This window comes from Streptomyces sp. NPDC090032, from assembly GCF_044748025.1.
GTDB lineage: Bacteria > Actinomycetota > Actinomycetes > Streptomycetales > Streptomycetaceae > Streptomyces.
Genome location: NZ_JBIVFF010000006.1, coordinates 245581 through 269633 on the forward strand (window position 1 = coordinate 245581; position 24053 = coordinate 269633).

24 protein-coding genes, 1 tRNA gene and 1 pseudogene are annotated in these 24053 nt (G+C 68.2%); 9 read left to right on the forward strand and 17 right to left on the reverse strand.

What is annotated here, in order from left to right; all coding sequences use genetic code 11:
- The 7 genes from ACIPWY_RS16495 to ACIPWY_RS16525 all read right to left on the reverse strand — a co-directional run bounded on the left by ACIPWY_RS16495 (position 1) and on the right by ACIPWY_RS16525 (position 5530).
- Entirely contained in the window at positions 1 to 978 is a 978-nt protein-coding gene (locus tag ACIPWY_RS16495; RefSeq protein WP_393701524.1) for a branched-chain amino acid transaminase, read from the reverse strand.
- Positions 975 to 2399, reverse strand: a complete 1425-nt coding sequence (locus ACIPWY_RS16500) for a phenylacetate--CoA ligase family protein (protein WP_401533587.1) — start codon at positions 2397 to 2399, stop codon at positions 975 to 977. The genes ACIPWY_RS16495 and ACIPWY_RS16500 overlap by 4 nt, the downstream gene beginning before the upstream one ends.
- A gap of 21 nt (positions 2400 to 2420) precedes the next feature.
- On the reverse strand, positions 2421 to 2837 hold the full coding sequence (locus tag ACIPWY_RS16505; RefSeq protein ID WP_362897853.1) for a DUF2000 domain-containing protein: 417 nt from the start codon (positions 2835 to 2837) through the stop codon (positions 2421 to 2423).
- Between the two features lie 82 nt (positions 2838 to 2919).
- Positions 2920 to 3219 (reverse strand): Dabb family protein, encoded by a 300-nt coding sequence (locus tag ACIPWY_RS16510; protein WP_393701520.1) that lies wholly within the window; start codon positions 3217 to 3219, stop codon positions 2920 to 2922.
- On the reverse strand, positions 3216 to 4091 hold the full coding sequence (locus ACIPWY_RS16515; protein ID WP_401533590.1) for a menaquinone biosynthesis protein: 876 nt from the start codon (positions 4089 to 4091) through the stop codon (positions 3216 to 3218). Before ACIPWY_RS16515 ends, ACIPWY_RS16510 begins: the two co-directional genes overlap by 4 nt.
- Complete coding sequence (locus tag ACIPWY_RS16520; protein ID WP_362897858.1) at positions 4088 to 4417, reverse strand: chorismate mutase; 330 nt, start codon at positions 4415 to 4417, stop codon at positions 4088 to 4090. The genes ACIPWY_RS16515 and ACIPWY_RS16520 overlap by 4 nt, the downstream gene beginning before the upstream one ends.
- Before the next feature lie 126 nt (positions 4418 to 4543).
- Positions 4544 to 5530, reverse strand: coding sequence for a GlxA family transcriptional regulator (locus ACIPWY_RS16525; RefSeq protein ID WP_401533592.1), 987 nt, complete (start codon positions 5528 to 5530; stop codon positions 4544 to 4546).
- Positions 5531 to 6540: 1010 nt separating this feature from the next.
- Here ACIPWY_RS16525 and ACIPWY_RS16530 point away from each other — a divergent pair.
- Positions 6541 to 6613 (forward strand) — tRNA-Arg (locus tag ACIPWY_RS16530).
- Positions 6614 to 6834: 221 nt separating this feature from the next.
- Here ACIPWY_RS16530 and ACIPWY_RS16535 read toward each other — a convergent pair.
- From ACIPWY_RS16535 to ACIPWY_RS16545, 3 genes and pseudogenes are all read right to left on the reverse strand, one after another.
- A complete protein-coding gene (locus tag ACIPWY_RS16535; RefSeq protein ID WP_401533594.1) occupies positions 6835 to 7071 on the reverse strand; it encodes a hypothetical protein in 237 nt (78 codons plus the stop codon).
- 573 nt (positions 7072 to 7644) lie between these two features.
- Positions 7645 to 7863 carry a hypothetical protein gene (locus ACIPWY_RS16540; protein WP_401533596.1) on the reverse strand — a complete coding sequence of 73 codons (219 nt, stop codon included), beginning with the start codon at positions 7861 to 7863 and terminating at the stop codon, positions 7645 to 7647.
- A 902-nt stretch (positions 7864 to 8765) separates the two neighbouring features.
- Positions 8766 to 8837, reverse strand: a pseudogene (locus ACIPWY_RS16545) (oxidoreductase); the annotation flags it as partial.
- A gap of 115 nt (positions 8838 to 8952) precedes the next feature.
- Here ACIPWY_RS16545 and ACIPWY_RS16550 point away from each other — a divergent pair.
- Positions 8953 to 9165, forward strand: coding sequence for a hypothetical protein (locus ACIPWY_RS16550; RefSeq protein ID WP_401533598.1), 213 nt, complete (start codon positions 8953 to 8955; stop codon positions 9163 to 9165).
- An 81-nt stretch (positions 9166 to 9246) separates the two neighbouring features.
- Here the strand turns inward: ACIPWY_RS16550 and ACIPWY_RS16555 are convergent, their stop codons facing one another.
- Positions 9247 to 10269 (reverse strand): hypothetical protein, encoded by a 1023-nt coding sequence (locus tag ACIPWY_RS16555; RefSeq protein WP_393701510.1) that lies wholly within the window; start codon positions 10267 to 10269, stop codon positions 9247 to 9249.
- A 126-nt stretch (positions 10270 to 10395) separates the two neighbouring features.
- Here ACIPWY_RS16555 and ACIPWY_RS16560 point away from each other — a divergent pair, with 126 nt between their 5' ends.
- On the forward strand, positions 10396 to 10968 hold the full coding sequence (locus ACIPWY_RS16560) for a TetR/AcrR family transcriptional regulator (RefSeq protein WP_362897870.1): 573 nt from the start codon (positions 10396 to 10398) through the stop codon (positions 10966 to 10968).
- 189 nt (positions 10969 to 11157) lie between these two features.
- Here ACIPWY_RS16560 and ACIPWY_RS16565 read toward each other — a convergent pair whose 3' ends face one another.
- A complete protein-coding gene (locus ACIPWY_RS16565; RefSeq protein WP_401533601.1) occupies positions 11158 to 11970 on the reverse strand; it encodes a tetratricopeptide repeat protein in 813 nt (270 codons plus the stop codon).
- 466 nt (positions 11971 to 12436) lie between these two features.
- Between ACIPWY_RS16565 and ACIPWY_RS16570 the strand changes: the two genes are divergently transcribed.
- The 3 genes from ACIPWY_RS16570 to ACIPWY_RS16580 all read left to right on the forward strand — a co-directional run bounded on the left by ACIPWY_RS16570 (position 12437) and on the right by ACIPWY_RS16580 (position 15470).
- Positions 12437 to 13228: an Atu4866 domain-containing protein gene (locus ACIPWY_RS16570; RefSeq protein ID WP_362897874.1), complete on the forward strand. Its 792-nt coding sequence runs from the start codon at positions 12437 to 12439 to the stop codon at positions 13226 to 13228.
- A 179-nt stretch (positions 13229 to 13407) separates the two neighbouring features.
- The gene (locus ACIPWY_RS16575) at positions 13408 to 14862 is read left to right on the forward strand and encodes an amidohydrolase family protein (protein ID WP_401533604.1); all 1455 of its coding nucleotides are present in this window, start codon (positions 13408 to 13410) and stop codon (positions 14860 to 14862) included.
- 170 nt (positions 14863 to 15032) lie between these two features.
- A complete protein-coding gene (locus ACIPWY_RS16580) occupies positions 15033 to 15470 on the forward strand; it encodes a carboxymuconolactone decarboxylase family protein (protein ID WP_401533606.1) in 438 nt (145 codons plus the stop codon).
- 56 nt (positions 15471 to 15526) lie between these two features.
- On the opposite strand, the gene ACIPWY_RS16585 is transcribed toward ACIPWY_RS16580, so the two are convergent.
- The 4 genes from ACIPWY_RS16585 to ACIPWY_RS16600 all read right to left on the reverse strand — a co-directional run bounded on the left by ACIPWY_RS16585 (position 15527) and on the right by ACIPWY_RS16600 (position 19224).
- Complete coding sequence (locus ACIPWY_RS16585; RefSeq protein WP_401533608.1) at positions 15527 to 16018, reverse strand: zinc-binding dehydrogenase; 492 nt, start codon at positions 16016 to 16018, stop codon at positions 15527 to 15529.
- A 153-nt stretch (positions 16019 to 16171) separates the two neighbouring features.
- Entirely contained in the window at positions 16172 to 16954 is a 783-nt protein-coding gene (locus ACIPWY_RS16590; RefSeq protein WP_362897882.1) for an SDR family oxidoreductase, read from the reverse strand.
- Positions 16955 to 17178: 224 nt separating this feature from the next.
- Complete coding sequence (locus tag ACIPWY_RS16595) at positions 17179 to 18018, reverse strand: SDR family NAD(P)-dependent oxidoreductase (protein ID WP_362897884.1); 840 nt, start codon at positions 18016 to 18018, stop codon at positions 17179 to 17181.
- Positions 18019 to 18348: 330 nt separating this feature from the next.
- Complete coding sequence (locus ACIPWY_RS16600; RefSeq protein WP_401533611.1) at positions 18349 to 19224, reverse strand: helix-turn-helix transcriptional regulator; 876 nt, start codon at positions 19222 to 19224, stop codon at positions 18349 to 18351.
- 346 nt (positions 19225 to 19570) lie between these two features.
- On the opposite strand from ACIPWY_RS16600, the gene ACIPWY_RS16605 reads away from it, so the two are divergent.
- The 3 genes from ACIPWY_RS16605 to ACIPWY_RS16615 all read left to right on the forward strand — a co-directional run bounded on the left by ACIPWY_RS16605 (position 19571) and on the right by ACIPWY_RS16615 (position 22647).
- Positions 19571 to 20461 (forward strand): helix-turn-helix transcriptional regulator, encoded by an 891-nt coding sequence (locus ACIPWY_RS16605; RefSeq protein WP_393701500.1) that lies wholly within the window; start codon positions 19571 to 19573, stop codon positions 20459 to 20461.
- Positions 20462 to 20640: 179 nt separating this feature from the next.
- Positions 20641 to 22005 carry a glutamate decarboxylase gene (locus tag ACIPWY_RS16610; protein ID WP_362897890.1) on the forward strand — a complete coding sequence of 455 codons (1365 nt, stop codon included), beginning with the start codon at positions 20641 to 20643 and terminating at the stop codon, positions 22003 to 22005.
- 96 nt (positions 22006 to 22101) lie between these two features.
- A complete protein-coding gene (locus ACIPWY_RS16615) occupies positions 22102 to 22647 on the forward strand; it encodes a GNAT family protein (RefSeq protein WP_362897892.1) in 546 nt (181 codons plus the stop codon).
- Between the two features lie 37 nt (positions 22648 to 22684).
- Here the strand turns inward: ACIPWY_RS16615 and ACIPWY_RS16620 are convergent, their stop codons facing one another.
- Positions 22685 to 24040, reverse strand: a complete 1356-nt coding sequence (locus ACIPWY_RS16620) for an FAD-binding oxidoreductase (RefSeq protein WP_393701645.1) — start codon at positions 24038 to 24040, stop codon at positions 22685 to 22687.
- Positions 24041 to 24053: the final 13 nt, after the last annotated feature.

Below are 24053 nucleotides of genomic sequence, written 5' to 3' on the forward strand. Positions count from 1 at the left end.
TCAGGTCGTGTCGGAGCCGACGGTCTGCAGCCAGTGGCGGTAGCGCTGGTCCTTGCCACGGACCACGTCGTGGTACGCGGTCATCAACGCGGTGGTGAGCGGCCCCGGGACGCCGTCTCCGACGGGACGGCCACCGATCTCGGTCACCGGAACGATCTCCGCCCCCGTGCCGGTGAGGAAGACCTCGTCGGCATTGGAGAGATCCTCACGGCCGAGGTCGTGGAAATCGGTGTCGACGCCCAGCAGTTCGGTGGCCAGCGTGACCACGGTGTCCCGCGTGATGCCTTCGAGCAGATCGGCCGTGACCGGGGGTGTGACCAGTCGGCCACGGATGACGGCGAACACGTTGGACGTGCTGGCCTCCGCGACCTGGCCACGGCTGTTGAGCAGGATGGCGTCGTCGTACCCGGCGGCCCTCGCCTCGTCCACGGCGAGCGCGTTGTTGACGTAGCCACCGGTGACCTTCGCGCGGACCGGCAGCACGCCGGACTCCGGCCTGCGCCACGAGCTGATCGCCACGCGGATCCCGCCGCGATCGGTGTACGAGCCCATCCGGAACGCGTTGATCGTCAACGCGTCCGAAACGCCCGTGAGTTGGACGCCGGGCGGGGTGCCGGGCAGCAGCGACTTCTTGAACGCCAGCGGGCGGATGTACATGTCCGAGGTCGGGCCGATCCGCCGCAGCAGTTCCGCCGTCAGCTCCGACAACTGCTCCACGTCCCGGCCCACTTCGATGCGCAGGGTCCGAGAGCTCTTGAGGAGGCGCCGGTAGTGGTCGTGCCCACGGAAGACCGCCAGGCCCCCGTCCTCCTGAACGTACGCGCGGATGCCCTCGAAGACACCTGTGCCGTACTGGAGTGCCTGGGTGGTGACGGGCACCGTGGCCTCGGCCAGGGTGACGAACTCCCCGTCGTGGTAGGCCAGAGCCGCGATGGCGGGCGTTGTCCGGCCGGCGGTGGTCGTTACGGCGCTGGTCACTGGGCCCTCCCGTTGGCCACGGCAAGGGCGGCGGCACGCTCGTCGTCCGACGCGGACTGGCGCCGGTCCTCCACCCGGGCGGCCTTCCAACTGACCATCGCCCCGGTCGTCGTGACGCTGCCGAGCACGCCGTACTCGAACCGGACCGGGACCTCGAGCCGCTCGCGAACGAGTTCCGCGATGGCGGTCTCGTCGATGCGCACGCCCTCGCTCTCGGGCGGCAGTTCCAGGCGAAGGGTCAGCTCGTCCCGGCCCTCCACGGCGTCGATCACGATCTGGTAGTCGAGGTAGCCCCGCGGCTGGGTCAGCAGGAGTTCCTCGAGGTCGTAGCCACTGATCCGGTGACCGCCGATGACAAGGATGTCGCGGGTCCTGCCGAGCACCTCCAGGGTGGGCGCGGGCAGGGTGTGGCCCGCGCTCTGGGGACCGAGACGGACCAGGTCTCCCGTGCGGTAGCGCACCAGGGGCTTGCTGCCCCGGTACAGCGCGGTGATGACGAGTTCGCCGGTGCGCACACCGTCGGGGCCCGGCTCGACCGCTGTCGCGGTGTCCGGGTCGATCACCTCGTACAGATTGAGCAGGGGAGCCGTGTACAGGGCGCCGTCGGCACCGGCCGCGCCCATCACCGAGGCCTCCTGCGAGGCGTAGAGGGCGTTGTACACCTTGGCGCCCCACACCTGCCCGATGTTCTCGAGCAGGCTCGGCGAAGCGAGTTCTCCCGTGCACATGAGTACGTCGAGGCTGAAGTCCCGCCGCGGATCGAGGCCGGCCGCGTACACCTTCTTCGCCAGGGACAGCGCCATGCCCGGTGTGCTGAAGAGACCGGTGGCCGGAAGGACCCGCAGCGTCTCCAGCGCACGGTCGTAACCGACCATCGGCGAATGCGGCCACATCTTGGCGACGGCGTGCCCCAGATTGCGGCAGACGTCGCCGAAGGTGTCACCGAAGGCGTGCAGTTCGGTCGGCCCCGAGACGCCGATCACCTGCTCATCACCGAACTGCCGGAAAATCGTGTCGTAATAGACGGTCAGCGCCGTGTTGTTGTGCAGCGAGTCGACATTGTCCCGCGGGCAGGGCGTACTCCGGCCGGTGGTACCGGTGGTCTCGTAGAAGATCCAGGCCTTGGACAGCGGGAGCGAGAGCACGTTCTCGAACTCGCGACGCAGATCGTCCTTGGTCGTGAACGGTACGGAAGCCAGCTGCTCGGGATCCAGTGAAGTGATGGCCTCGGGATCCACCGAGGCCAAGTGCTTCGCGTAGAAAGGAGACTTGTCCTTCACATACGCCAGCGTGCGGCGGAATTCCTGAAGTTGGTACCCCGCCAGGGCGGCGTCGTCCCAGGTGCCTGCCGCGAATTCCTGGTGCCGGTCACGTATCTCGCGCGCGGTCTTGGCAAGTTCTTCGTTGAAAACGGTGAACATGTGTCTCTCCTGTCAGTCGCGTCAGCGGTACAACGGCAGGCTGCCGGTGAGCTTGTTCACCGCGCTCTTTCCGCCGCAGACAGCGACTCCGATATAGGGAAGTTCGGAGGTGCCCTGCTCGGAGGTCCGGCGGATGTACTCGTCGTAGCTTCGCGACGACTGCGCCACCGCGGTGAAGTCGACCACGAAGACGTCAGGCATGTCGGCGGCCTTCAGAACGATGTCCTGCAGGTCAGACGTCTCGCCCTTCAGGATGGGCAACGGAATGGCGGTGATTCCGGTGTGCGGTCGCCCGTCGGCATCCTTGACCGCGTCGCCGATGATTCCGTCCACGAACCGCCCCACAGACATGGAGAGCGCCGCCACCGCATTCATGGCCAGACCGGCGGCGAGATCCTTGTCGACAACGAAGGCACACTTCTCGTATTTTGCACTCACTACTGCCCCTTATACCGCTTCTTCATACTGCTTCTTCATTCGCGACAGCGAGTAGCCTCGACGGAATTCGCCATCGATTTCCTCAGTGCTGTTCTTCGAGGTCCGCGATGACCCAGTCACTGATCTCGCGCCAGAGCCGGATCGCATCCTGGTGGAACGGGTGCACCAGATAGCGCTCCAGCGCTTCTTCGTCATCCAGGAGACCGATCACTGCGAAGTCATGCGCAATGGGTCGCGTGGATATGTTGCGGCCGGCAGTCCACTCATGGAGTTCCGGGACCTCGTCGCCCACCTTGGCCGCGACGCGCTCCGCTTCCTCCGCCCTGGGGTCGTCCCAGGAAATGCCGTCCTTGAACTTGAAGAGCACTATGTGACGGATCATGTCTGTCCTTCGGGGATCGGTATTCGGGTGGCCGCCGGGACGAGCGCCTCGCCGCGGGCGAAAGCGCGTCCGGCGAACTCGTTGATCGCGGCCATCTGGCGTTCGCCGAGCGAATAGTCGAGAGCCCGGTAGTAGTCGAGCAGTACGGGTACGTCCACGGCGCCGGCCCGGCTTTCCCGCGACTCACGAGCCGCCGCGACCGCCACCTCGACGGGGCGCGACCGAGCTCGCCGGACCGCGTCCACGAGCGACGCCTGCACCGCGTCCACCGCGTCCGGGTAGGCCTCCGCGAACTCGCGGCGCACCGCCCAGACCGCGAAGACCATGGGCAGGCCCGTCCAGCTCCGCCACATCGCGCCCGTGTCGTGAACGGTGAGGCCGCGCGGCACGTCCGCCTGCAGGCGCAGCGCGTCGTCACCTATGACGACGGCGGCGTCAGCCACGCTCAGCATGTCGTCCAGGTCCTGGCCCACTGCGCGGTAGGTCGGGCGTACGCCGACCGCGTCCTCCAGCAGCATTCTGGCCAGCAGCGCGGTACTGCGGCTGGCCTCGGAGAGCGCGACCACGCGTCCGTCCAGGCCTTCGAGCGGACCGCGAGAGACGATGTGGCACGAGCGCACAGGACCATCGCTGCCGATCGCGATCCCAGGCAGCAGACACAGGTCGTCCGCGTGCTGCAAATACCTGGCAAGGCTGATCGGGCTGATATCGAGGTTGCCCGAAAGAAGCTCCGAAGCAAGCCGTTCAGGTGGCGCGGAGACCATATCGACATCGCGCGCGGATCCGCTGTCGTTCAGGCCCCAACGGATCGGTGCACAGTTAAGGAAAGAGATATCGCCGACGCGCAGTACAAGGGTCTCGGAAGTCTTCACGAGTTACCCACTGGCGCGCCACCCGCCTCGGCCGCAGGCTTGGGGAGCCGACCCCGGCAGAGGCTCAGAACGTTGAGGGCGAGAGTGGCCCCTTCCGGCCCCAGCTCCGCCACATAGCGATCGATGATGATCTTCTCACGAGAGAGTACGGTTCGCGTTCCGCCGCCACTCGTGCGCTGTTGCTGAATTTGATGAGAAATGGCCTTTCGGCGTCGCACGATGTCCAACATTTGAACATCTAACGCGTCGATCTCTTTGCGCGCCTCATCGATCGTAAAACCCACCGCGGCATGCTCGTGTGACCCCACGTCAACCTCTTCCTTCAAGTGCGGAGAATTGCAGGCAGGAGGAATGATCCCGCGACACCGGCAAGCGTATCCACAACTCGCCCTCGGCGTTCAATCACTTTCGAAGAGAATCTCAAATTCTGAGACCTGGAAGTATTCCGACAATCATCGGGATGCGCGCTGTCGCCCAATAGGGCGTAGGGCAGAACCGTTGAAACGCTTCTGATACTCGGCCGGTGTGACATGAAGCACTCGCCCGAATGAGAGCCTCATCGACTGCACCGTCCCGAACCCCGCACGCGCCGAGGCCTCGTCGAGGCTCGCCGGCGGCTCAGGTCTCTCCAGGATCCGGCGTGCGGTCTCCACTCTGACCCGTTCGACGTACCGGCCCGGCGTCATGCCGGTCTGCACCGCGAAGAGTCTGCCGAAGTTACGTACGGACATGCCCACTTGGGCAGCCAGCCGACTGCGGGACAGATCGCCCGCCGGCTCGTTCGTGATCAGTTCGATGGCATCGCGCACCGCGGGATGGTCGACCGACGGCGCGGGCCGAGGCGCGAACTGCGCCTGGCCGCCCGGCCGGTGCGTGTGTGTGAGCAGCTGGTGCGACACGTCGCGGGCCACGTCGCGCCCCGCGTCGTCCTCCAACAGCGAGAGTGCCAGGTCGATTCCGGCCGTGCCGCCCCCGCAGGTGAACACCGGCCCGTCCTTGACGAAGGACGCCGAGGTATCCACACGGGCATCCGGGTGGGCAGTGGCAAGGCGATCGCACCACTTCCAGTGCGTGGTCACCCGACGCCCGGACAGCACACCGGACTCCGCCAGCAGGAACACGCCGGTACACAGGGCCATGACGCGTACGGCGCGATGAACTAACTCCGCGAGTGCGCGCGCCAGTTCACTGCCGTGCGGCGCCACTTCGCCCGCGCCGGGGACGATCAGAAGGTCCGGCACCGGGCCGTCACAGAGGGCGCCGTCGGGCGCCACCGTCAAGCCACCGGCCGTACGAGCGGGGCGACCATCGGCCGATGCAATACGAGTCCGGTACGCCACTGCGGCGGAGGGCATTCCCGTCGCGGCACTCAGCACCTCGAGCGGGCCCGCCAACTGCAGTTCCTGCATACCGTCGTAGGCCACGACCGTCACGTCCACATACATCAGTGGACCGCCCGTCGCTGCGTGAGTGGACGGAAGGGCAGCTCTCGGGACTTACGCAACTCTCGGGGCTCTCGGGTCCACACCCGATCGCCAGTTGGTCTTTCAACCAGAATCGGGTCGCGCGGCCTGGAGGTGCATACAACAGCCCGGTTCACAGGGCTTGCTGTCGCCCAACCCATGTAGTCGCTCTGCGCAAGTGGCCCGATATAAGCAGCATGTAATCGCAGTTTTTCTGCGTACGACGAAAGCACTCTTACACCCCGTTGTTCAACCCTCGCCCGGCATGAACTCAAGATCAGCCTGGCACACTTGATTCAGGCTCACCACACGGTGTCCATATGGAGAGACAGGGCGACGTGACTCAGGACACGCCTGCCGGGAAACCGTCTGCCGCGATCATTTATGTGCTAACCAGCGGCTATGCGTGCCGCCAACTCCCGGCAGGCTTGGGCGTATCGAAGTCAATCGCAGTCCACGGTTCACAAACGGTTCATGAACCGGCCCAGCGCCGACGTCCGGATCCGCCCCCCATAAAGCCTCCCGCACCGCCTCGACGATGCCGGCTGCCTCGCCGACATCACCCGCGTCGCCGGGACTCGGATCCGCGCGTTTCCTGTGAATCGCCTGTGAGTTCCCTGTGGTTTCCCAGGGATCGTGCGGTCCGTAACCGCACCACCGCCGCCCCCAAGGCAGTCCGGCTGAACGTTCCGCTCGAAGAGATTCCCGTACACCACCTCGCCCCAGTCCGAGCCTCGAGGCCGGGAGCAGACCGAGGCCATGCCCCCACGTCTTCGGCCGGCGCAGGCCCTGCCCCCACCTCCAGCACGCCCGGCACACACACTGGGCCCCGGCCAAGGGCCACCGCTCCTCAGCACCGCCACCCGCTACACTGTCTGCGGTGGCGCAGACCTTCGCGCCTGCCCACCACAGAACTGCCGGGAAGCAAGCAGCCTGGATCCGCCCACTTCAGGGAGGGTTTCAGACACGTTTTCCGACAGATCCCCGCCTTCGTAGCTCAGGGGATAGAGCACCGCTCTCCTAAAGCGGGTGTCGCAGGTTCGAATCCTGCCGGGGGCACAGACAGAAGGGCCAGCTCAGGAGGGGTTTCCTCCCAGGCTGGCCCTTCGGCGTTTCAGGCGCCGCGTCACACACGTGTCACTACGTCTGCACCCCCAGCCTGGGCGACCCTTCCGCGCATGGGCAGGAAGCCGCAGAACGGGTCGCCCGCCCCGAACTCATTCCGAGTGTCGGATGGTCTGCAGCAACCCACCGGACCCACCATCAAGCAGCCAAAACGATCAGCCGTTGCGGTTCGGATTCACGTCCGGCTTGTAGTGCGCCACCACCGCACGCGCCGCCCCGGTCGGCGATTTGAAACTTTGCCCGGCAAGCGGCCCCGATGTGATGTCGATGCGCTTGGTGTCCCGGTCATAGCTGCCGCGGGTCCGATGGCCTTCGTAGTCGACATACACGCCGACCATGCGCTCCTTCTCCGCATCCTCCTGGCTCGCGGCGGCAGGCACAGAGGGCGGCACGCTTGCGCTCCTCACGAGCCGAGCGACCAGACCTCAGCGACCGTCCCGCCCGTAGTTCGCATCGAGGGGGCCGCTAGGCGTGCCACTTCCGTGCCAGAACGGACGGGGACTCACGGGGAACCAAGGTTCGCCAGGGTGCGCACCGCCCCACGCTGCCCACGGCCGGGCTTCCCAGGTCACGCCTAGGGTCCCCTAGGGTCCCCCAACCTCGCTCCTAAAGCGGTGGTCGGCCGACAAATCCTGTGGCGGTACAGCAGCGAAGTACAGCAACCACACCAACTGGCCCCGGTCGGCGATGACTCCGTAAGGCCGTAGCGCGATTGGTCCGACCCTCACCAACCGATCTGCATAGAGCTACGGATCAGAAGGCTTCTGACATCCACGGCTGAAATCAACGACGCCGGACGAAGGCGTCCAGCGTCTCTGTCCGGCCGTCACACCAGTCGACGGCAGCAGTTTGAGCGGGCTCGGATCGAACTCCTGAAGCGGGGAGGGGGAACGCTCGCGAGGGAGCGCCCCGCAACGCGTGGCTGCGGGGCGCCGATCCACTTTCGCAACGGGCCCTGGTGGGGTTCAGTCGACCGTCTGCCCGTCGTGCATACCGCCTCTGCAGGTCGGGAGCACGGGCGTCGACCGATCGATCGTTCCGCCGTTGTCCGTGCACTCACCCGGGGTGACGCTGGCCGGGGTGACGCTGCCGGCGGTGGCGGTGGCAGTGGCGGCGCCTGTGAGGCCGAGTCCGGCGAGGGCTGCCGTGGCGAAGACTGCGGCGAGGATTCGTCGAATGCGCATTTGGTTCGCCTTTCACAGATTGCCTCGGTTGGGAAACTACTCAGCCAATTGTTCATCCATGTGGGCGACACGTCATGTCGGGCCGTTCGGTTGACATTGCTGTCGGGTGCGGGGTCGGTGACGCGACCCGTCAGAGCGGATGGAAGCCCGTGCCACATCCGTGCCAGAAAGAGCGGATCCCAGCGGTCAAGAGCAGTCAAGCGCGACGCCTCGCGATTAATCACCAGAGACGGTTTGCGCTGGTCAGCGTCAACCCCCTCCGTGACGGCCCGGTGATTCCCAAGCTCAGGGCTCTTCGTTGCCGCGGCGGACAGATCCCGGGTACTGCTCCCCCTCGTCGCCGATCAGCTTCGCGGACAGTTCGGCTGCGAGGTCAGCCAAGCCGGCCAGGTCCACACCAGGTGCGTGGGCCCCGGACAGAATCACTCGTCCCTCGCACCAATGGAGCCCGAACGCGACGCTGTCCAGGCTGCCCCATGTGAACACCGGTTGCCGGCCTACGCTGTGCAGGTCGAGGTGGCCTTCTTGCCGAAGTGCCGCGCTGTTGCGTGCAAACTCAAGGCCAGTCGCGCAGCGAGATGGGGCGTTCCTCGCTGTCCAACCAGTCCGAGGCGCGCGTCATGTGCAGTTCGTATCCCATACCCGGGATCATTCACCGCAGGTCTGACACGTCTCCTGCCCTGTCGACGAGGCCTCTGACATCCACGCCTGACATCAACGGCACCGGACGGCGGCGTAAATCAGCATCCCTGTCCGGACGTCGTGCCAGTCACCGATAGCAGCGGGAGCAGGATCGGATCGAACTCCTAAAGCGGGTGTCGCAGGTTCGAATCCTGCCGGGGGCACAAGCGACAAGGCCACCTACCGATCTTGGTAGGTGGCCTTTGGCATCTGCTTCCGAGGGGCGCGACTCCGGCAGCGGCGAGGAGGGTTGCTGCGCCGTGGCGGGCGTCGTGCAGCCGGATGACGCGGGCCTGCCCACGACTCGCAGGTCTGCTCGCCGTCACCCATTCTGAGTAATAGGGCGTCCCTGACGTGAGGCAGGTCATCCCGAAGCACATCACCAGGGACACTCGGGAGGAGAAAGCCATGCGTATACGACAACTGCTAGGCCTCGCCCTCGCCACAGCGACCCTCGCCGGCGTGAGTGCTGTCGGCGCCGCCGCCGCTCAGGCAGTGACGCATCCGGCCATCTCGGCCGACCAGTGCACGGCCCAGGGCGGAACGGTCGACCAGGGCGGCCCCTACCGCGGCGGCCCCAGGTGCACCTTCCCCGACGGGCACTCGGAAGCCCTTACCTGAGCGCGCCGGACCAGATGGGCGGGGAATGGCTGCGGGCCCGCAGTGGCACGTCCGTGACACGGGCTTCGCCCTGACCGCGGGTCAGGTGGTCACCCGTGTGCGCCGTCGCCTCAGGTGGGGGCGCAGGCTGACCAGGACCGCGGCGATCACCGCCCACAGCGCGAGGGTGGCCAACGGCTGCACCGCCTGAGCGCCGTGGAAGTAGCTCAGGTCGGTCACGGCGCGGACGGCCGCGCCCGGCGGCAGCAGGGCGGAGACAGCGCGGGCGGCGGAGGGCAGGAGGTCCGGGCCGATGGTGGCTCCGCTGGTGGAGTTGCCGACCGTGAGCAGCAAAAGGGTGGCGACCGGCACGCCGACCGGGCCCAGGTAGGTGCCCAGCAGCTTGGTGGTGAACGCGGCTGCCGCGGCCAGCAGGGTCAAGCCGAAGGCCAGCGGCACCACTGGCGCGGGCACCGCCCCGAGGATGGGTCCCGCGATGACGGTGGCGACGATGCCGATGGCCACGGAGGCGCCGGACAGCAGCCAGAACCGGTGGCGCAGGTGCAGACGGTTCGCGAGCCCGAGGGCGTTCTGGGCGAGGACGAAGCCGGCCAGCGTGACACCGAACGCCACGTAGAACCCGGCCAGTCCACGGGAGTCGAAACGGGCGAACGGGACGACGTCCACCGTGGTCAGGCGCCGGCTCGCCCCGTGGGCATAGGCGCCGATCAGGCTCTTGACGGCCGTCGTCGTCGACTGCCCGTTGGCCCCGCCGACCTCCAGGCGCAACCGGTCGGAGTCCGCGCGGCCGCTGAGCGCGGCCACGACATCGCGGCGCTCCAGCTCAGCGCGTCCCGTGGCGGCGTCGGCGACCGGATGGACATCGACGCTGTCACCAAGGACCTGGCGTATCTCGCCCGAAAGCTCCTGCCCGGCGACAGCCACCGGCACCCGGTGCGGCTGGGGGTTGCGCTGCAGACCGACGTAGCAGCCGACGAAGGCCGCCACGACGACCAGGGCGATCACGGCCGGCTGGAGCCAGAGCCGGACCGGTGGCGCGGCCGAGGAGGAGGCGGTGGTGGTGGTCAGGTCGGCTTCGGCGGGCGCGCCGAGGCGAGTGGCCATGAAATGTCTCCAGTGAGGGGGCGCACCCTTGAACGAGCGGAGGTGTGCGCCCAAAATAGATTATGCGGGCGATCTAAATAGCAGCGTACGATAGATGTCTTCCGACATCCAAAGAGGAGATGCCGTATGGGTCGCGTCTCACAAGCACAGGCACAGGCGAACCGACAGCGGGTCGTGGAGCGGGCCTCGCAGCTGTTCCGCGAGCAGGGCACGGGCGTGAGCGTCGCGGATCTGATGAAGGCGGCCGGCCTGACGCACGGCGGCTTCTACAAGCAGTTCGCCTCCAAGGAGGCTCTGATCGACGAGGCGGTCATCCACGCGGTCGACGAACTGGCCGAGCGCCACGCCACCACGCTCGAGGAGCACGAGGGGCAGCGCGTCGAGGCCCAGCAGGCCCTGATCGACGGATACCTGTCCGTCCGGCACCGGGACAACCCCGCCTCGGGCTGCCCCGTCGCCGCGCTCGCCACCGACATGGCCCGGCACAGTGGCGACCGCGGGGCACACCGCGCCTACACGGAGGGCGTACAGGACTTCACCCAGTGGCTCGCCACCGACGACGAGGACGGCATCGCCCGGCTGTGCACCATGCTCGGCGCCCTTATCCTGGCCCGCGCCACCAAGGACTCCCCGCTGTCCGAGCAGGTCCTCTCCGCCGCCCGCACCGCACTGTCACCCGCCCCGCAGCCACGTGTCTGACATCCACTGCTGACATCCACTGCTGACATCGGCGACGCCGGACGGGGGCGTGCACCAGCGTCTGCCTCCGGGTATCGCATCAGCCGCCGGCAGCAGGCTGGACTGCGCTCGGACCGAACTCCTTGAAGCGGTTGTGCGCGCTTTGAGCGGGTGTGCGCGTTGAGCAAAGCGGGAGGCGTTGCGACCCTGTCAGGCACCGTCGATACGGTCGAGCAGGTCCCGAGCCTCGATGGTGCGGCGATGGTCCGGGCCGAAGGAGGCCAGGCAGGCGTCGTGAGCGGCCGTGGCCTGGAGGCGGGCTTCGGTATTGCGGCGTAGCCCCACGAGGGCGGTGGCCACGGCCAGCTCGACGGCGCCCGTCTCCGCGTGGCGCTCCTCCTCGGGCAGACCGCGGTGCAGCTCGTCGGCGCGCGCCGCCTCGCCGAGGGCCTCTTCGTGGCGGGCCTGGCCGTTGAGGCTGCGGGCCAGGCCGAGCCGCAGGACCAGGGACAGCCGGTCCGGTTCGCGAAGGGCTGCCAGGGCCTCGCGGGCGATCGCCTCGGCCTCCGGGTGGCGTCCCTGCGCGTTGAGGGCGAAGACCAGTCCGTTGCGGGCGGCCGCAGCTATGACCTGCATCTCCGGGCCCGTACCGCGGGTCGCGGCCTGGACGACGGCCGTGCCCTCTGCCTCGCACTCGGCGTGCCGACCGAGCGCGGTCAGCTGCTGGGTACGGTCCGAGCGCAGCTTCAGGGTCTGCCAGTGATCGCCTCCAAAGACCCTGCCGAAGGCCGGCAGCGCTTCGTCGTATGTGGCGAGAGCCTCGGCGTGGCGGCCCTGGGCGCCCGTGGCGAGCCCGGCGATACTCAGCGCCAGCGGCGCGTACACGTCGTCGCGTGGCAGCGACCGGGCCACGGCGCGGGCCTCTGCCTCCGCCTCGGCGTAACGCCCGGCCTCGTACAGGGACTTGGCCCGGGACACGGGGAATCCAGTCGTGCGTCCGGCGCGCGGTCGGAAGAATTTCATGGCCGGAGCATACGGATCTGTGCAGGCTGTTCGGTGAACGGTCGGGATCTGGTCGGCCGGCCCTGACGTCCCGGGATCCGGCGGGCTCGGCGGGCTCGGCGGGCCAGTCTTCGGGTGTCGGGTACAGCACGTCTCCCGCACCAGCCGCTCGACGCCGGCTCGGGAAACAGCCGCTCTACGGCCACTGGGCGGGGCGGGGTACGGCGGCTCACCAGCATCTCCGGAGAGCGGTGGCGCGGGCTGTCCGAAGCCGCCTCCAATCCCCCCGCTCCCCTTCGTCACACACGGCCGGGCTGATCCTGGGTGCCCGGCACCTGGGGACAGCGCGGCCTGGTTCCGGTTTCACCGTGCGACGAATCTGGTGTCAGGCAGCCGCCATGGCGGCCGGACATCCGCCTCCGTTCGGCCCCGGCGCTGGTTTCGCGCAGCGGGGACACCGATGAGGCGACTCCACCGAGGAGCAGGCATGAGCGTCGCAATGAACGTCACCGGCACCGTGAGCTGGAACCCCGAGGCCCTCGACGGGATCCTCTCGAACGACGAGGGGCGACCCGTCCTGTTCACCAACGCCCGCATTCTGACGATGGACCCGCTGATCGGGACCATGACGGGTGCCGACCTCCTGTTCGTCGGCTCCCTGGTCGTGGGCGTCGGGCCCGCCATCGTCACCGCGGCTCAGGACGACAACGCCATCGTCGTCAACTGCACCGGCATGACCATCGCCCCCGCTGTCGTGGACACCGTCGCGCTGGCCGGTGGCCGCGGCCACCGCTCGGAGTACGTCGCGACGCTGACCCCGGGCAACACCCCCGACTTCCTGGTGGTGCCCGACGAGCTCGCCGCAGACGTGCCCGCCGCGGTAGCCGCACTCATGACCCGGCCGGAGCTGGTCCGCGCACTTGTCGCGGCGGGCCGGCCGGTCCTGTGGGCCGGCAGCGACGTCCCCGGCCGGGCCACCGCCCCCGAGGCGGGTGTCCCGGCCGCCGCGGACCTGACCGGCAGCCCACGCGTCGGCGTCTGGATCGACAAGAACGACTTCCTGCACCAGGAACTCACCGCCGACGGCCGCTACGACGAAACCCGCGGCGGCCGGCCGCACGCCTACCAGGGCCGGTACTGGATCGACGGCGACCGCATCGACTACCTCGACGACCTCGGCTTCTGGGCCTACGGAGAGTTCCAGGGCGACGAACTCCATCACGCGGGCTACGCCATGAAGCTGGGCCGACCTGACCTGAGCTGGGCTGGGCTGGGCTGAGTGACCTGAGCTGAGCTTCGCTACCGCGGCCTGATTGCCGTAACGGTCGCGACCGAGGCCGGTGTTCGAGCAACCTCGGCCGGTCCGGCGACCCCACCCCTCCCAGCCCTCTCCGGGCCCCTCTCCGGCGGACCGCCCATCCTCTGGGCCCTCTCCGCCGTACGGAAAGAAGACCTCTCATGAACGTCAACAACACCGCCGGCGCCGCCGTGCTCGAAGAACTCCGGCGCCGGCCCGCCGACCGGCGACGCATCCTGTTCACCGGCGCGACCATCGTCACCATGGACCCCGGCCTCGGCGTAGTCGACGGCGGCGACCTCCTCGTCGAGGGCGACACGATCACCGCTGTCGGCCGTCACCTCGACGCGGGCGATGCCGTGGTCGTCGACGCCACCGGCACGATCCTCACCCCCGGCTTCGTCGACACCCACCGGCACGCCTGGGAGGCCCAGTTGCGCCGGATCATGCCGGACGTCGACGACCTCGGCGGCTACGTCATGGCCACCCTGGCCGGTTACGCGCCGCTCTACCGGCCCCAGGACATGCACGTCGGCACCCGCCTGGCCGCCCTGACCGCGATCGACAGCGGCATCACGACCATGCTCGACTTCTCCCACAACTCCCGCACCCGCGAGCACTCCGACGCCGCCGTCGAGGCCCTCCGCGACACCGGCATCCGTGGCGTGCACGCTTCCATGGGCCCTCACTTCGGCGCGTGGGACCGGCAGTGGCCCGGCGACCTGACCCGTCTCAAGGACCGGTACTTCAGCAGCGACGACCAGCTGCTCACGCTGCGCCTGGCGACCCTCGCCACCGACGAGATCGCCGGACCGGCGCTCGCCTACGGTTCGGAACTAGCCTTCATGGCAAAGGAGTTGGGCGTCGGAGTCAGCGTGGACGCCGTCTTCGGTACGTCCTCGTCCGAGGCGATCCTGCGCTGGGCCAAGGACGGCATCCTCAGCCCCGACGTCACCCTCATCCACTCCACCGGACTGACCCCTGAGGCATGGAAGGCGATGGGAGAGACCGGCACCACCGTGGCGCTCGCGCCCACGTCCGACGCGCAGATCGGTCTGGAGACCGCGATCCCCGCCGTCGACGAGGCGCTCGCCGCCGGCATCCGCCCCGGACTGAGCATCGACGTCGAAGTCGCCCTGGCCAGCGACATGTTCACGCAGATGCGGGCCTTGCACGCCATCCAGCGGATGCGCGCGGTCAACGCCGTCCACGGCACCGACCAGCGGCCCTCCCGCATCACCACCCACGACGTCCTCGACTTCGCCACCCTCCAGGGCGCACGTACCAACGGCCTGGCCGCCGTCACCGGCTCACTCACCCCGGGCAAGAAGGCCGACCTCCTCGTCATCCAGGCCGAGGACCTCAACAACATGCCGCTCAACGACCCGATCGGCACGATCGTGCTGGGCTCCGACGCCCGCAACATCAGCGCCGTCCTCATCAACGGCGAACCCCGCAAGTGGGACGGACAGGTCCTCGATGTCGACCTGGCAGCCCTGCGCAGCGAGGTGCGCGCTTCGCGCGACTACGTGCTGAACAACCCCAACAACCCGAACACCCCGAGCAACCCCAACATCCCGAACATCCCCGACGACCCGAACACCCCGGCCGCCTGAGCAGCCCCTGCAGCCGGGGGGGGGAACCCTTGGCAGCCCGGTGGCACGGCACCCCTCGGCCGATCGGGCGCACGCAAGCCACGGGACGACAACCGGACGCCCCCTCCCGGAGTTCCCATGTCCCACCCCTCGGCGCACAGGCCGTCGAACGACAGGAAGAGAGCGGAGCCATGAGCACCAATGACAGCGCGAAGGACCGGCGGGAACGGTTCGACCACGGCATGGCCGTACTGTCGAACATCGACGGCGAGGGCGGGCAGAAGGTCATCGATTCGCTGGCCGACATCTCCCCCGAGCTGGGTCACCAGGTGGTCGCCTGGGCATTCGGCGAGATGTACGACCGTCCGCAACTGGCTCCGCGGGACCGCCAACTGGTCACCCTGGGCATCCTGACCGCCCTGGGCGGCTGCGAGCCGCAGCTCGACGTCCACGTCAACGCCTCGCTCAACGTCGGCCTGAAGCCTGACGAGATCGTCGAGGCGCTGCTGCATGCCACCGTCTACTGCGGCATGCCCAGGTCCCTCAACGCCACTTTCGTGGCCAAGAAGGTCTTCGCGGAGCGAGGCGTCTCAGCGGCGTATCCGGACTCCGAGGAACGCAGCTCCTGAGAATGCCGTTGCCCAGCGAATACCGTGGTCCAGCGAATGCCGTGGCCCAGCACCGGTCATCCGATGCTCACGACCGCCTTGCCCCGCAGGCGGCCCGTCGACATCTCCTTCAGCAGTGGCCCGGCGCTGCTGAAGTCGCCGCGGTGGCCGATCTCCACCTGGAGCTTTCCGTGTGACGCCAGGGCCGGCAGCGCCGCCATGTCCTCGGCTTCGCGGCTTCCGTCGCCGTCGCTGTAGACGAAGTGGCGCAGGATCAGCGAGGTGCCGCCCTGGAGCAGCCGGAAGAGTTCCAGGCTGATGGGGTTGCCGCCGGCCTGGCCGAACCAGACGTACTGCCCGCCGGGGCGCAGCGTGTAGGCCGCCTTCGATCCCACATCGCCGCCCACGGACTCCAGCACGATGTCGAAGGGGTCGCCGGCGAGGGTCTCGATGTCGAGGGCGATCTCGGCGCCCAGTGCGGCCATGTGCTCGGTCGGCCGGCCGTGCGCGGCGACGGCGGTGATCTTCGCACCCTCGGCGACGGCCAGCTGGATGAGGAGCTGTCCCACGCCGCCTCCCACCACCCGTGGCCAGAATCCTGCGTCCCTGCAGGGCCCGCGGGTGCGAGCTCGACGAGGCCCGGCACTCACCGGCCTCCGATGCGTCATGGCGGGGGAGGAACAGCGTGACGCTGTTCCTCCCCCGCCATGACGCATCGGACTTCAGATGGCCTGGGCGGTGGGCATGATGGTGATCTCGGTGAGGTTGACGTGGCGGGGGACGGCCGCCATGAAGGCGACGGTTTCCGCGATGTCGGCGGACTGCAGGCAGTCGATGTCGTGGATGAGGTCGGCCATCAGCTGAGAGGCGTCGGGGTCGGTGACGTGGTCGGGGAGTTCGGTGTCGACCATGCCGGGCTCGATGGTGGCGACGCGGACCATCTTGGGGCCGAGTTCGACGCGGAGCAGCCGGGTGAGGTGGCTGATGTACGCCTTGGTCCCGGAGTAGATGGAGAACTTCGCCAGGATGCGGGTGGCCGCGATGGACGAGGTGTTGATCAGGTCGGCGGGCTTGCCCTGGGCGGCGGAGTCCGTCAGGTGCGGGAGGAACGCGGCGATGACGTTCATCAGGCCGCTGATGTTGAGGTCGATCTGACGCTGCCAGTCGTCGACCTTGAGTTCCTCGATGCCGGAGATGAGCTGGACGCCGGCGTTGTTGAACACGAGGTCGGCCTTGCCGAACCGTGCGGCGACCTGGTCGGCGGCGGTCTGGACGGCGGCACGGTCGGTGACGTCGACGGCCAGGGCGAGCGCGGTGCCGCCTGCGGCCTCGATGTCCTTGACCACGCTGTCGAGGCGCTCCTTGCGCCGGGCCAGCACGACGACGGTGGCGCCGAGTTCGGCGAGGCGCTGAGCGGTGACGGCGCCCATGCCGCTGGAGGCGCCGGAGACGACAGCGACACGGCCGGCGAGGGGGGTGCCGGTGAGCAGAGCAGCAGACATCACAAAACCTCAATCTCTTTGATTCGGATCGGAAGGCCCGGAGGCGGGGAGAGCAGCTCGCGGAGACGGGGAGAGCTGAGGAGGGTGGGGGGAGAGGGGAGGTGGGGAGGGGGAGAGCTGGGGTGGGGGCCCGGCCGGCCGGATCGTCCCTGCCCGGCCGGGCTGTCGGAGAGGGCCGCATGCGCCCGAAGGCGAGGGCACCCGAAGGCGAGGGCACCCGGCGGGGGTCAGGCGGCGTCGTCGTGCCCGGTGGCAGCGGACTTCTCACGCCACGGGGCGAGGTCGTCCTGCACCTGCTGGTACTTGACGTCGAGCCGCTCGAGGGTGTCGCGCCCGAGGTAGAGGTGCGTGGGCGGCTTCTCGGTGGAGGCGACCTCGACGATGAGGGCGGCGCCCTTGACGGGGTCGCCGAGCTGGGCGTGGTTGGCCCGGTCGATCCAGTCGAGCGTGACGTGCGCGGGGGTGTCGTCGTAGTCGGTGATGCGGTTCGCGGCGACCGACAGGGAGCTGGCGTCGAGGAAGTCGGTGCGGAACACACCCGGCTCGACGACCATCGACTGGATCCCGAACGGCGCCATCTCGACGGAGAGCGCCTCACTGATGCCGGCGACGGCGAACTTCGACGCGGAGTACAGGCTGACACCGGGCTCGCCCTCGAAGCCGGAACGCGAACCGATGTGCACCAGCCGGCCCGAGCCCTGCTTGCGCATGACGGGCAGCACGGCGCGGGTGACGTTGATCAGGCCGAAGACGTTGAGGTCGAACAGGGACCGGGCCTCCGCGTCGGTGATCTCCTCCAGCGCGCCGAGCAAGCCGCGGCCGGCGTTGTTCACCAGGACGTCGATGCCGCCGAACCGGTCCACGGCGGCCTCGACCGCCTGCGGGATGGTGTCGTTGTCCGTCACGTCGAGGGCGACCGCGAAAACCTTGTCCGAGTTCTTCAGGTCGTCCGGCACACGCTCCGGATTCCGTACGGCGACCACGACATCGTTACCGCCTGCCAGGGCGGCGCGGGCGATTTCCGCACCAATTCCACGGGAGGCGCCGGTGATAAACCACGTAGCCATCAGAAAACCTCTTTCATCGCTTCCCTTTTCGGGGATTTCTTCTTGACGTATTCGAGTCTGCCTGTCCGGTACGGAGCTATGAAGGCCGTGCTTTTCCTGGGAGTCCCACACCCAGGAAGACGGAGCGTGGTGCGTCCGCGCGACACGACCACAGGCTGAGCAGCGGCTCCAACGAGGAGGCAAGGGCCGTCGGCCGCGGCAGCGCCGGTCCGGCCGAGGCCCACCCTCGGAACGGCGCGTTCACCGAAGCGGACGGAATTCCCGATGGGGGGCGATTTCCCGGCGGTCTCCTGCTTCAGGAACCGTGCGTGCCCAGGAACCGCGTGCGCTTCAGGAACCGTGTGCGGGATTCTCCCGGTGGCGTGCTTCCGGTGCGTCGAGGGAGCCGAGCAGGGCCAGTCCGTCGGCGGAGGGGGAACCCGGCTCGGCCTGGAGAATGATCAGCTGCTGTCCCGGGGCGCTGCGGATGGCGAGGGCCTCGTGCCGCAGCTCCAGGTCTCCCACCACGGAGTGACACACCTGTTTGACTTCGTAGGGCGGGACCCGGGTGTACTCGCGGGCCCACAGGGAGCGGAAGTCGCCGCTGCGCACGGACAGTTCACCGACCAGCTCCAGGACGCGGGGATCCTCCGGAGTGCTCGCGGCGGTCTGCTGGAGGTCCGCGACCGCGCGATGGCGGGCCCGCTCCGGATTCCGGTAGAAGGACCTCGCCGCCGGGTCCAGGAAGAGCATGCGCAGCACGTTGTCGTGGTGCGCGAAGTCACGGTAGAGGGCGTCGGCCAATGCGTTGGTGGCCAGTAGGTCCTGGGCGTGCCCGATGACGAAGGCGGGCGTCCTGGTCCAGCTTTCGATCAGTTGCACCAGATGCGGGCGGACCCGCTCGACCCGGGCCGGGGACTTCGTACGGCGGGCTGTCGGCCGTGCCAGCCGGAAGAGTTCCTCCTTGTCCTCGTCACCGAGCCGCAGGGCGCGGGCAAGAGCCTCCAACACCCCGGGGGACGGGCTGAGTTCACGGCCCTGTTCGAGTCGGCTGTAGTAGCTGAGGCTGACACCCGCGAGCGTCGCGGCCTCGTCACGCCGCAGGCCGGGCACCTTTCGCCGGCCCGCGCCGGACAAACCTGCCGCATCAGGGCTGAGCCGGTCTCTGCGGGAGCGGAGGAACTGACCCAGCCCTCCCGCCGGGTCAGGGTGCGTGTCGTTGTCCATGCCGCCAAGGCTAGGCGGAGAAACTCGGGCAAAGTTGGGCCGGTGGTGGGTGTATTACTCCCAGGAACGCGGGTCCCCCTTTCCAGGGGAAAGCACGTAACGGACCTCGGCGAATCGTCATGGATGCTCCTGAGCTGCGGCCGGAGCCGCCATCGCCTCGCAGCGCCTCCCGCCGCAGCTCAAGTCTCCGCAGTGAGGCTCGCGGGCAGAGAATCCACAAACCGGGCAGGCGAATACCCTCCGCGGACATTGGAGTACGTGGCGTGAACTATGGAGTGCATGGACCACGTGGCGCCAATCACGCGACTGACACTTCTCCCGGCCACAAACCATCTAGGCTTGCTGCATGAGCAATGGGACGCCTTTGGGTGATTTCCTCCGAGCCCGCCGGGAAGCTCTCAAGCCACACGACGTCGGCCTTCCCGAATACGGGCGGCGCCGGGTGCCGGGACTGCGCAGAGAGGAAGTCGCGCTGCTCGCCGGAGTCAGCTCCGACTACTACATCCGGCTGGAACAGGGACGCGAGAACAGTCCGTCCCCGCAGGTCCTCGACGCCGTGGCGCAGGCCCTGAAGCTGGACGGGGAAGCCACCGACCACCTCAACCGCCTCTGTCTCACCGCCTCGCAACGGCCGCGCGACCGGGGCGAGACGGGCGTCAGCCGGCAGCTGTTGCAGTTGATGGACAGCTGGGACCACACTCCGGCCTTCATCGTCGGCCCGGCCCTCGACATCATGGCGGGCAACTCCCTCGCCACGGCCCTCCACAGCGGGTTCGAGAAGTTCGACAACCTCGCCCGCATGGTGTTCGTCGACCCGGCAGGGCGCACGTTCTACCAGGAATGGGAGCGAGCCGCGCACTCCTGTGTCGCCGAAATCAGGGCCGCGTACGGCCACGACCCCGAATCGGCCCGCATCGCCGAGGTCGTGGCGGAACTGTCCGCCCAGAGCGAGGAGTTCGCCGGAATCTGGCAGCTGCACGATGTGAAGGGCAAGTCCCAAGAAGGCAAGCATCTCCAACACCCCCAGGTCGGAGACCTGCACATCAAATTCGCGGCCTTCACGGTCAACGGGGCCCCGCACCAGCAACTGGTGGTCTACCAAGCGGAACCGGCCGGCCCGACGGCAGCCGCTTTCGAGACACTGAGATCCATGGCCACGCAGCCGAAGCAGACCCGGACACCCGTGCCCACCGCGGACCTCGGCGGCGACGAGCACCAGCGGCGCACGACCACGTGAGCCTTGCCGGCGGGCGGACCAAAGAGCCCAGCCGCCCGCACACCGGCCACAGCTGCGCCAGGCACCCCCACCCCCGCCTTTGGCCGGCGAAGGTGTAGCCGTCCGGCAAGGTGGGTCTATCGGTTCCGACTCGGCGTGTCCCCGGACGAGGCGGGATCCGGCGCTGTTTGAATCGCCGAATGACTAAGCGTGACGAAGCGGAACTGTTCGGCAACCGGTTCCTGACCGTGCCCGCTCCCTCGGAGACCTTCCCCGAGGAAGGCATGGCCGCGAGGGACGCGATGCGGCTGCTGGACGTGGACCTCGTCATGGAGGGTGACCCGCAGCGCAACCTCGCCACGTTCGTCACCACGTGGATGGAGCCGGAGGCGCAGCGGATCATCGCCGAGAACCTCCACCGCAACTTCATCGACCACGCGGAGTACCCCATCTCCGCCGAGATCGAGCAGCGTTGCGTGCGCATGCTCGCCGACCTGTTCCACGCGCCGGGCAAGACGACCGGATGCCGGACCCAGGGCTCGTCCGAGGCGATCATGCTCGGGGCGCTGTCGCTGAAGTGGAAGTGGCGGCAGCGCCGCCAGGCGGCCAATCTGCCGGTCGACCGACCCAACTTGATCTTCGGCGGGGACGTCCACGTCGTGTGGGAGAAGTTCTGCCGCTACTTCGACGTCGAGCCGCGGATCGTGCCGCTCGCCGAGGGCAAGTACACGATCGGGCCTCAGGACGTGGAGCCCCTTCTCGACGAGAACACGATCGGCGTCGTCGCCGTGCTCGGCACCACGTTCACCGGCCACAAGGACGACGTCGTCGGGATCGACAAGCTTCTGCGGGACGTCCGCAAGGAGCGCGACCTCGACATCCCGATCCACGTCGACGGAGCCAGCGGCGCCTTCGTATGGCCCTTCCTCTACCCCGACGCGAAATGGGACTTCCAGCTGGAGCAGGTCCGTTCGATCAACGTCTCGGGGCACAAGTACGGCCTGGTCTACCCCGGCATCGGCTGGCTGATCTTCCGCGAGGAGTCCGACCTGCCCACGGATCTCGTGTTCCACGAGAACTACCTCGGCAGGACCGACTCGACGTTCACGCTGAACTTCTCCACCGGCGCGGCGATGGTGCTCGCGCAGTACTACAACTTCGTCCGGCTCGGTCGCCAGGGCTACACGTACGTCATGAAGATGATGCAGAAGAACGCCCACGCGCTGGAGGACAACCTGCGCAGCGGCGGCCGCTTCGAAATCATCGGGAGTGGTCTTGAGCAGCTGCCGCTGGTCGCTTTCCGTCTCGCCGGCGAGAACGCCTACGACGAGACCGACGTCGCCTGGCAGCTCTCCGCCGAGCGCGGCTGGATGGTCCCGGCGTACACGCTCCCGCCCAACGCGGAGCGGGTGAAGATCATGCGGGCCCTGGTCAAGGAGACCCTGAGCCGCGAGCAGATCGATCGCCTTAGCCAGGACATCCACGACGCGTGTCGCACTCTGGACAACAAGGGGGCGGTCCACCAGATCGAGCGGGCCCAGGTCAAGCGCGGCACCGGCTACTGACGCACCTCCATCGCCCCGGTTGCACACACCTGCCCCGCCTCATGGAGCCCCTGGGAACCCCTGGACGGCAGTCCCCCCGCTTGATCGAATAGCCCCATGGGTGCCTTCTGGGTCGGGGAGCGGGTTCGGTTGCGTGGGGTTGAGCCCGGGGACTGGGGGGTGTTCATGCGGCTTGCCGAGGAAGAGGAGTTGTCGGGGGACCTTGTGCAGGTGCCTCGGTCTGCCGAGCGGTTCCGGGCCTGGGCCGGTGAGGAAGCCGGGGCGTCCGGGGACGGGGACCGCTTTCGGCTTGTCGTCGAGGACGTGGTGACGGGAGATGCCGTCGGGTCCCTCGGGGTGCACCGCGCCGACCCGCGGTCCGGGTCGTTCGAGTACGGCGTCACCATCGGGGACGGACACCGGCGCAAGGGGTACGCGGCCGAGGCCGTCGTGTTGCTGCTGCGCTACATGTTCGACGAGCGGCGCTACCACAAGGCCGAGGCCCGCGTCTTCGCGCACAACGAGCCCTCGCTCGCCCTCCAGCGGCAGCTCGGTTTCGTCGAGGAGGGGCGGCTGCGCGATCACATGTTCCACAGCGGCCGACATCACGATCTCGTCCTACTGGGCATGCTCGACCGGGAGTTCGCCAGCCGTCACCGGTGACGGGGCACCTCCGTCACTGATGACGGACGCCCCCTGCTTACGCCGCCGGCTCGATGTTCTGGTTCGCGTGGAACAGGTTCTTCGGGTCGTACCGGCGCTTGACCTCCGCCAGGCGGTCGTAGTTGTGGCGGTACGTCGCATGGACGCGGTCATCGTGCTCGTCCTCGCCGATGAAGTTCACGTAGGCGCCGCCCATCGAGTACGGGTGCAGGTCGTGCCAGTACGCGGTCGCCCACCGTTTGACCGCCTCCGCGTTCGCCGGGTCCGGGTCGATGCCCGCTATGACGCCCGACCAGACCGCTTCCCGGTACCCCCAGGCCGTCGCGTCCTCGGAGACCCGGGACGCCGCCGCGTCCACGGGGTAGAGGTGCATCGTCGACAGCGGCGTCGGGAGGTTCTCGGCGAACTTGCTGTGGACGTCGATCGCTTCGTCCGTGACGCGGTCGAAGAAGTCACCGCGCCAGTACCACTGCAGGCCCGTGGGCAACAGCTCGTCGAACATGCTCTGCAGCGCCGGGTACGGCATCGGTGCCGTGAACTGGAAGGCGGGCGGCCCCACTTCCGTCGCCGCCGCGATCGCTTCGCCCGTCCGCGCCAGGTCTCCGGTCCAGCACCACACCACCCCGCACATCTTCTTGCCGTGGATCTCCTCGGGGAAGGGCGGTCCCGGCGGCACAGTCAGCGCGGCGAAGAAGCCGTTCAGGTCCTCCGGTGCCTGCGGCAGGAACACGCGGTACCACTCCAGGACTTCACGTGTCTTCTCGACCGGCCACAGCGTCAGCGCGACGCCCACCGTGTGCACCGGATGCAGCTGGAACCTGAACGCCGTGACGATCCCGAAGTTTCCGCCACCGCCCCTCAACGCCCAGAACAGATCGGAGTGTTCGGTCTCGCTCGCCGTGACGAAGCTGCCGTCCGCGAGGACCATGTCCGCGCTGAGGAGGCTGTCGATCGTCAGGCCGTACTTGCGCGTGAGGTAACCGTGACCGCCGCCGAGCGTCAGGCCCGCGATGCCGGTCGTCGAGATGATTCCGGCGGGTATCGCGAGGCCGAAAGTGTGCGCCGCGTGGTCCAGGTCGGAGAGCAGGCTGCCGCCGCCCACCCACGCCGTCTCCTGCGCGGGGTCCACCCGCACCCAGCGCATCGGTGACAGGTCGATCGTGATCGCGTCGTCGAGGAGGCACAGGCCGCCGCCGCTGTGGCCGCCGCTGCGGACGGCGAGCTCCAGTCCGTGGTCGCGGACGAAGTCGACCGCCGACATGACATCCGCCGCGTCCGAGCAGCGCACCATCGCGGTCGGCTGCCGGTCGATCATCGCGTTGTAGATCTTGCGGGCCTCGTCGTACTCCGGGTCGCCCCGCGCAATGACCGGGCCACGAAGCTCAGTTCGCATCAGATCGACGACG

What these genes read in the sequence shown, in the direction of transcription:
- ACIPWY_RS16500 (WP_401533587.1), bottom strand. Translation starts at nt 2,399, where the DNA reads ATGTTCACCGTTTTCAACGAAGAACTTGCCAAGACCGCGCGCGAGATA.
- ACIPWY_RS16510 (WP_393701520.1), bottom strand. Translation starts at nt 3,219, where the DNA reads ATGATCCGTCACATAGTGCTCTTCAAGTTCAAGGACGGCATTTCCTGG.
- ACIPWY_RS16540 (WP_401533596.1), bottom strand. Translation starts at nt 7,863, where the DNA reads ATGCGCATTCGACGAATCCTCGCCGCAGTCTTCGCCACGGCAGCCCTC.
- ACIPWY_RS16550 (WP_401533598.1), top strand. Translation starts at nt 8,953, where the DNA reads ATGCGTATACGACAACTGCTAGGCCTCGCCCTCGCCACAGCGACCCTC.
- ACIPWY_RS16555 (WP_393701510.1), bottom strand. Translation starts at nt 10,269, where the DNA reads ATGGCCACTCGCCTCGGCGCGCCCGCCGAAGCCGACCTGACCACCACC.
- ACIPWY_RS16560 (WP_362897870.1), top strand. Translation starts at nt 10,396, where the DNA reads ATGGGTCGCGTCTCACAAGCACAGGCACAGGCGAACCGACAGCGGGTC.
- ACIPWY_RS16565 (WP_401533601.1), bottom strand. Translation starts at nt 11,970, where the DNA reads ATGAAATTCTTCCGACCGCGCGCCGGACGCACGACTGGATTCCCCGTG.
- ACIPWY_RS16570 (WP_362897874.1), top strand. Translation starts at nt 12,437, where the DNA reads ATGAGCGTCGCAATGAACGTCACCGGCACCGTGAGCTGGAACCCCGAG.
- ACIPWY_RS16575 (WP_401533604.1), top strand. Translation starts at nt 13,408, where the DNA reads ATGAACGTCAACAACACCGCCGGCGCCGCCGTGCTCGAAGAACTCCGG.
- ACIPWY_RS16580 (WP_401533606.1), top strand. Translation starts at nt 15,033, where the DNA reads ATGAGCACCAATGACAGCGCGAAGGACCGGCGGGAACGGTTCGACCAC.
- ACIPWY_RS16595 (WP_362897884.1), bottom strand. Translation starts at nt 18,018, where the DNA reads ATGGCTACGTGGTTTATCACCGGCGCCTCCCGTGGAATTGGTGCGGAA.
- ACIPWY_RS16600 (WP_401533611.1), bottom strand. Translation starts at nt 19,224, where the DNA reads ATGGACAACGACACGCACCCTGACCCGGCGGGAGGGCTGGGTCAGTTC.
- ACIPWY_RS16605 (WP_393701500.1), top strand. Translation starts at nt 19,571, where the DNA reads ATGAGCAATGGGACGCCTTTGGGTGATTTCCTCCGAGCCCGCCGGGAA.
- ACIPWY_RS16610 (WP_362897890.1), top strand. Translation starts at nt 20,641, where the DNA reads ATGACTAAGCGTGACGAAGCGGAACTGTTCGGCAACCGGTTCCTGACC.
- ACIPWY_RS16615 (WP_362897892.1), top strand. Translation starts at nt 22,102, where the DNA reads ATGGGTGCCTTCTGGGTCGGGGAGCGGGTTCGGTTGCGTGGGGTTGAG.
- ACIPWY_RS16620 (WP_393701645.1), bottom strand. Translation starts at nt 24,040, where the DNA reads ATGCGAACTGAGCTTCGTGGCCCGGTCATTGCGCGGGGCGACCCGGAG.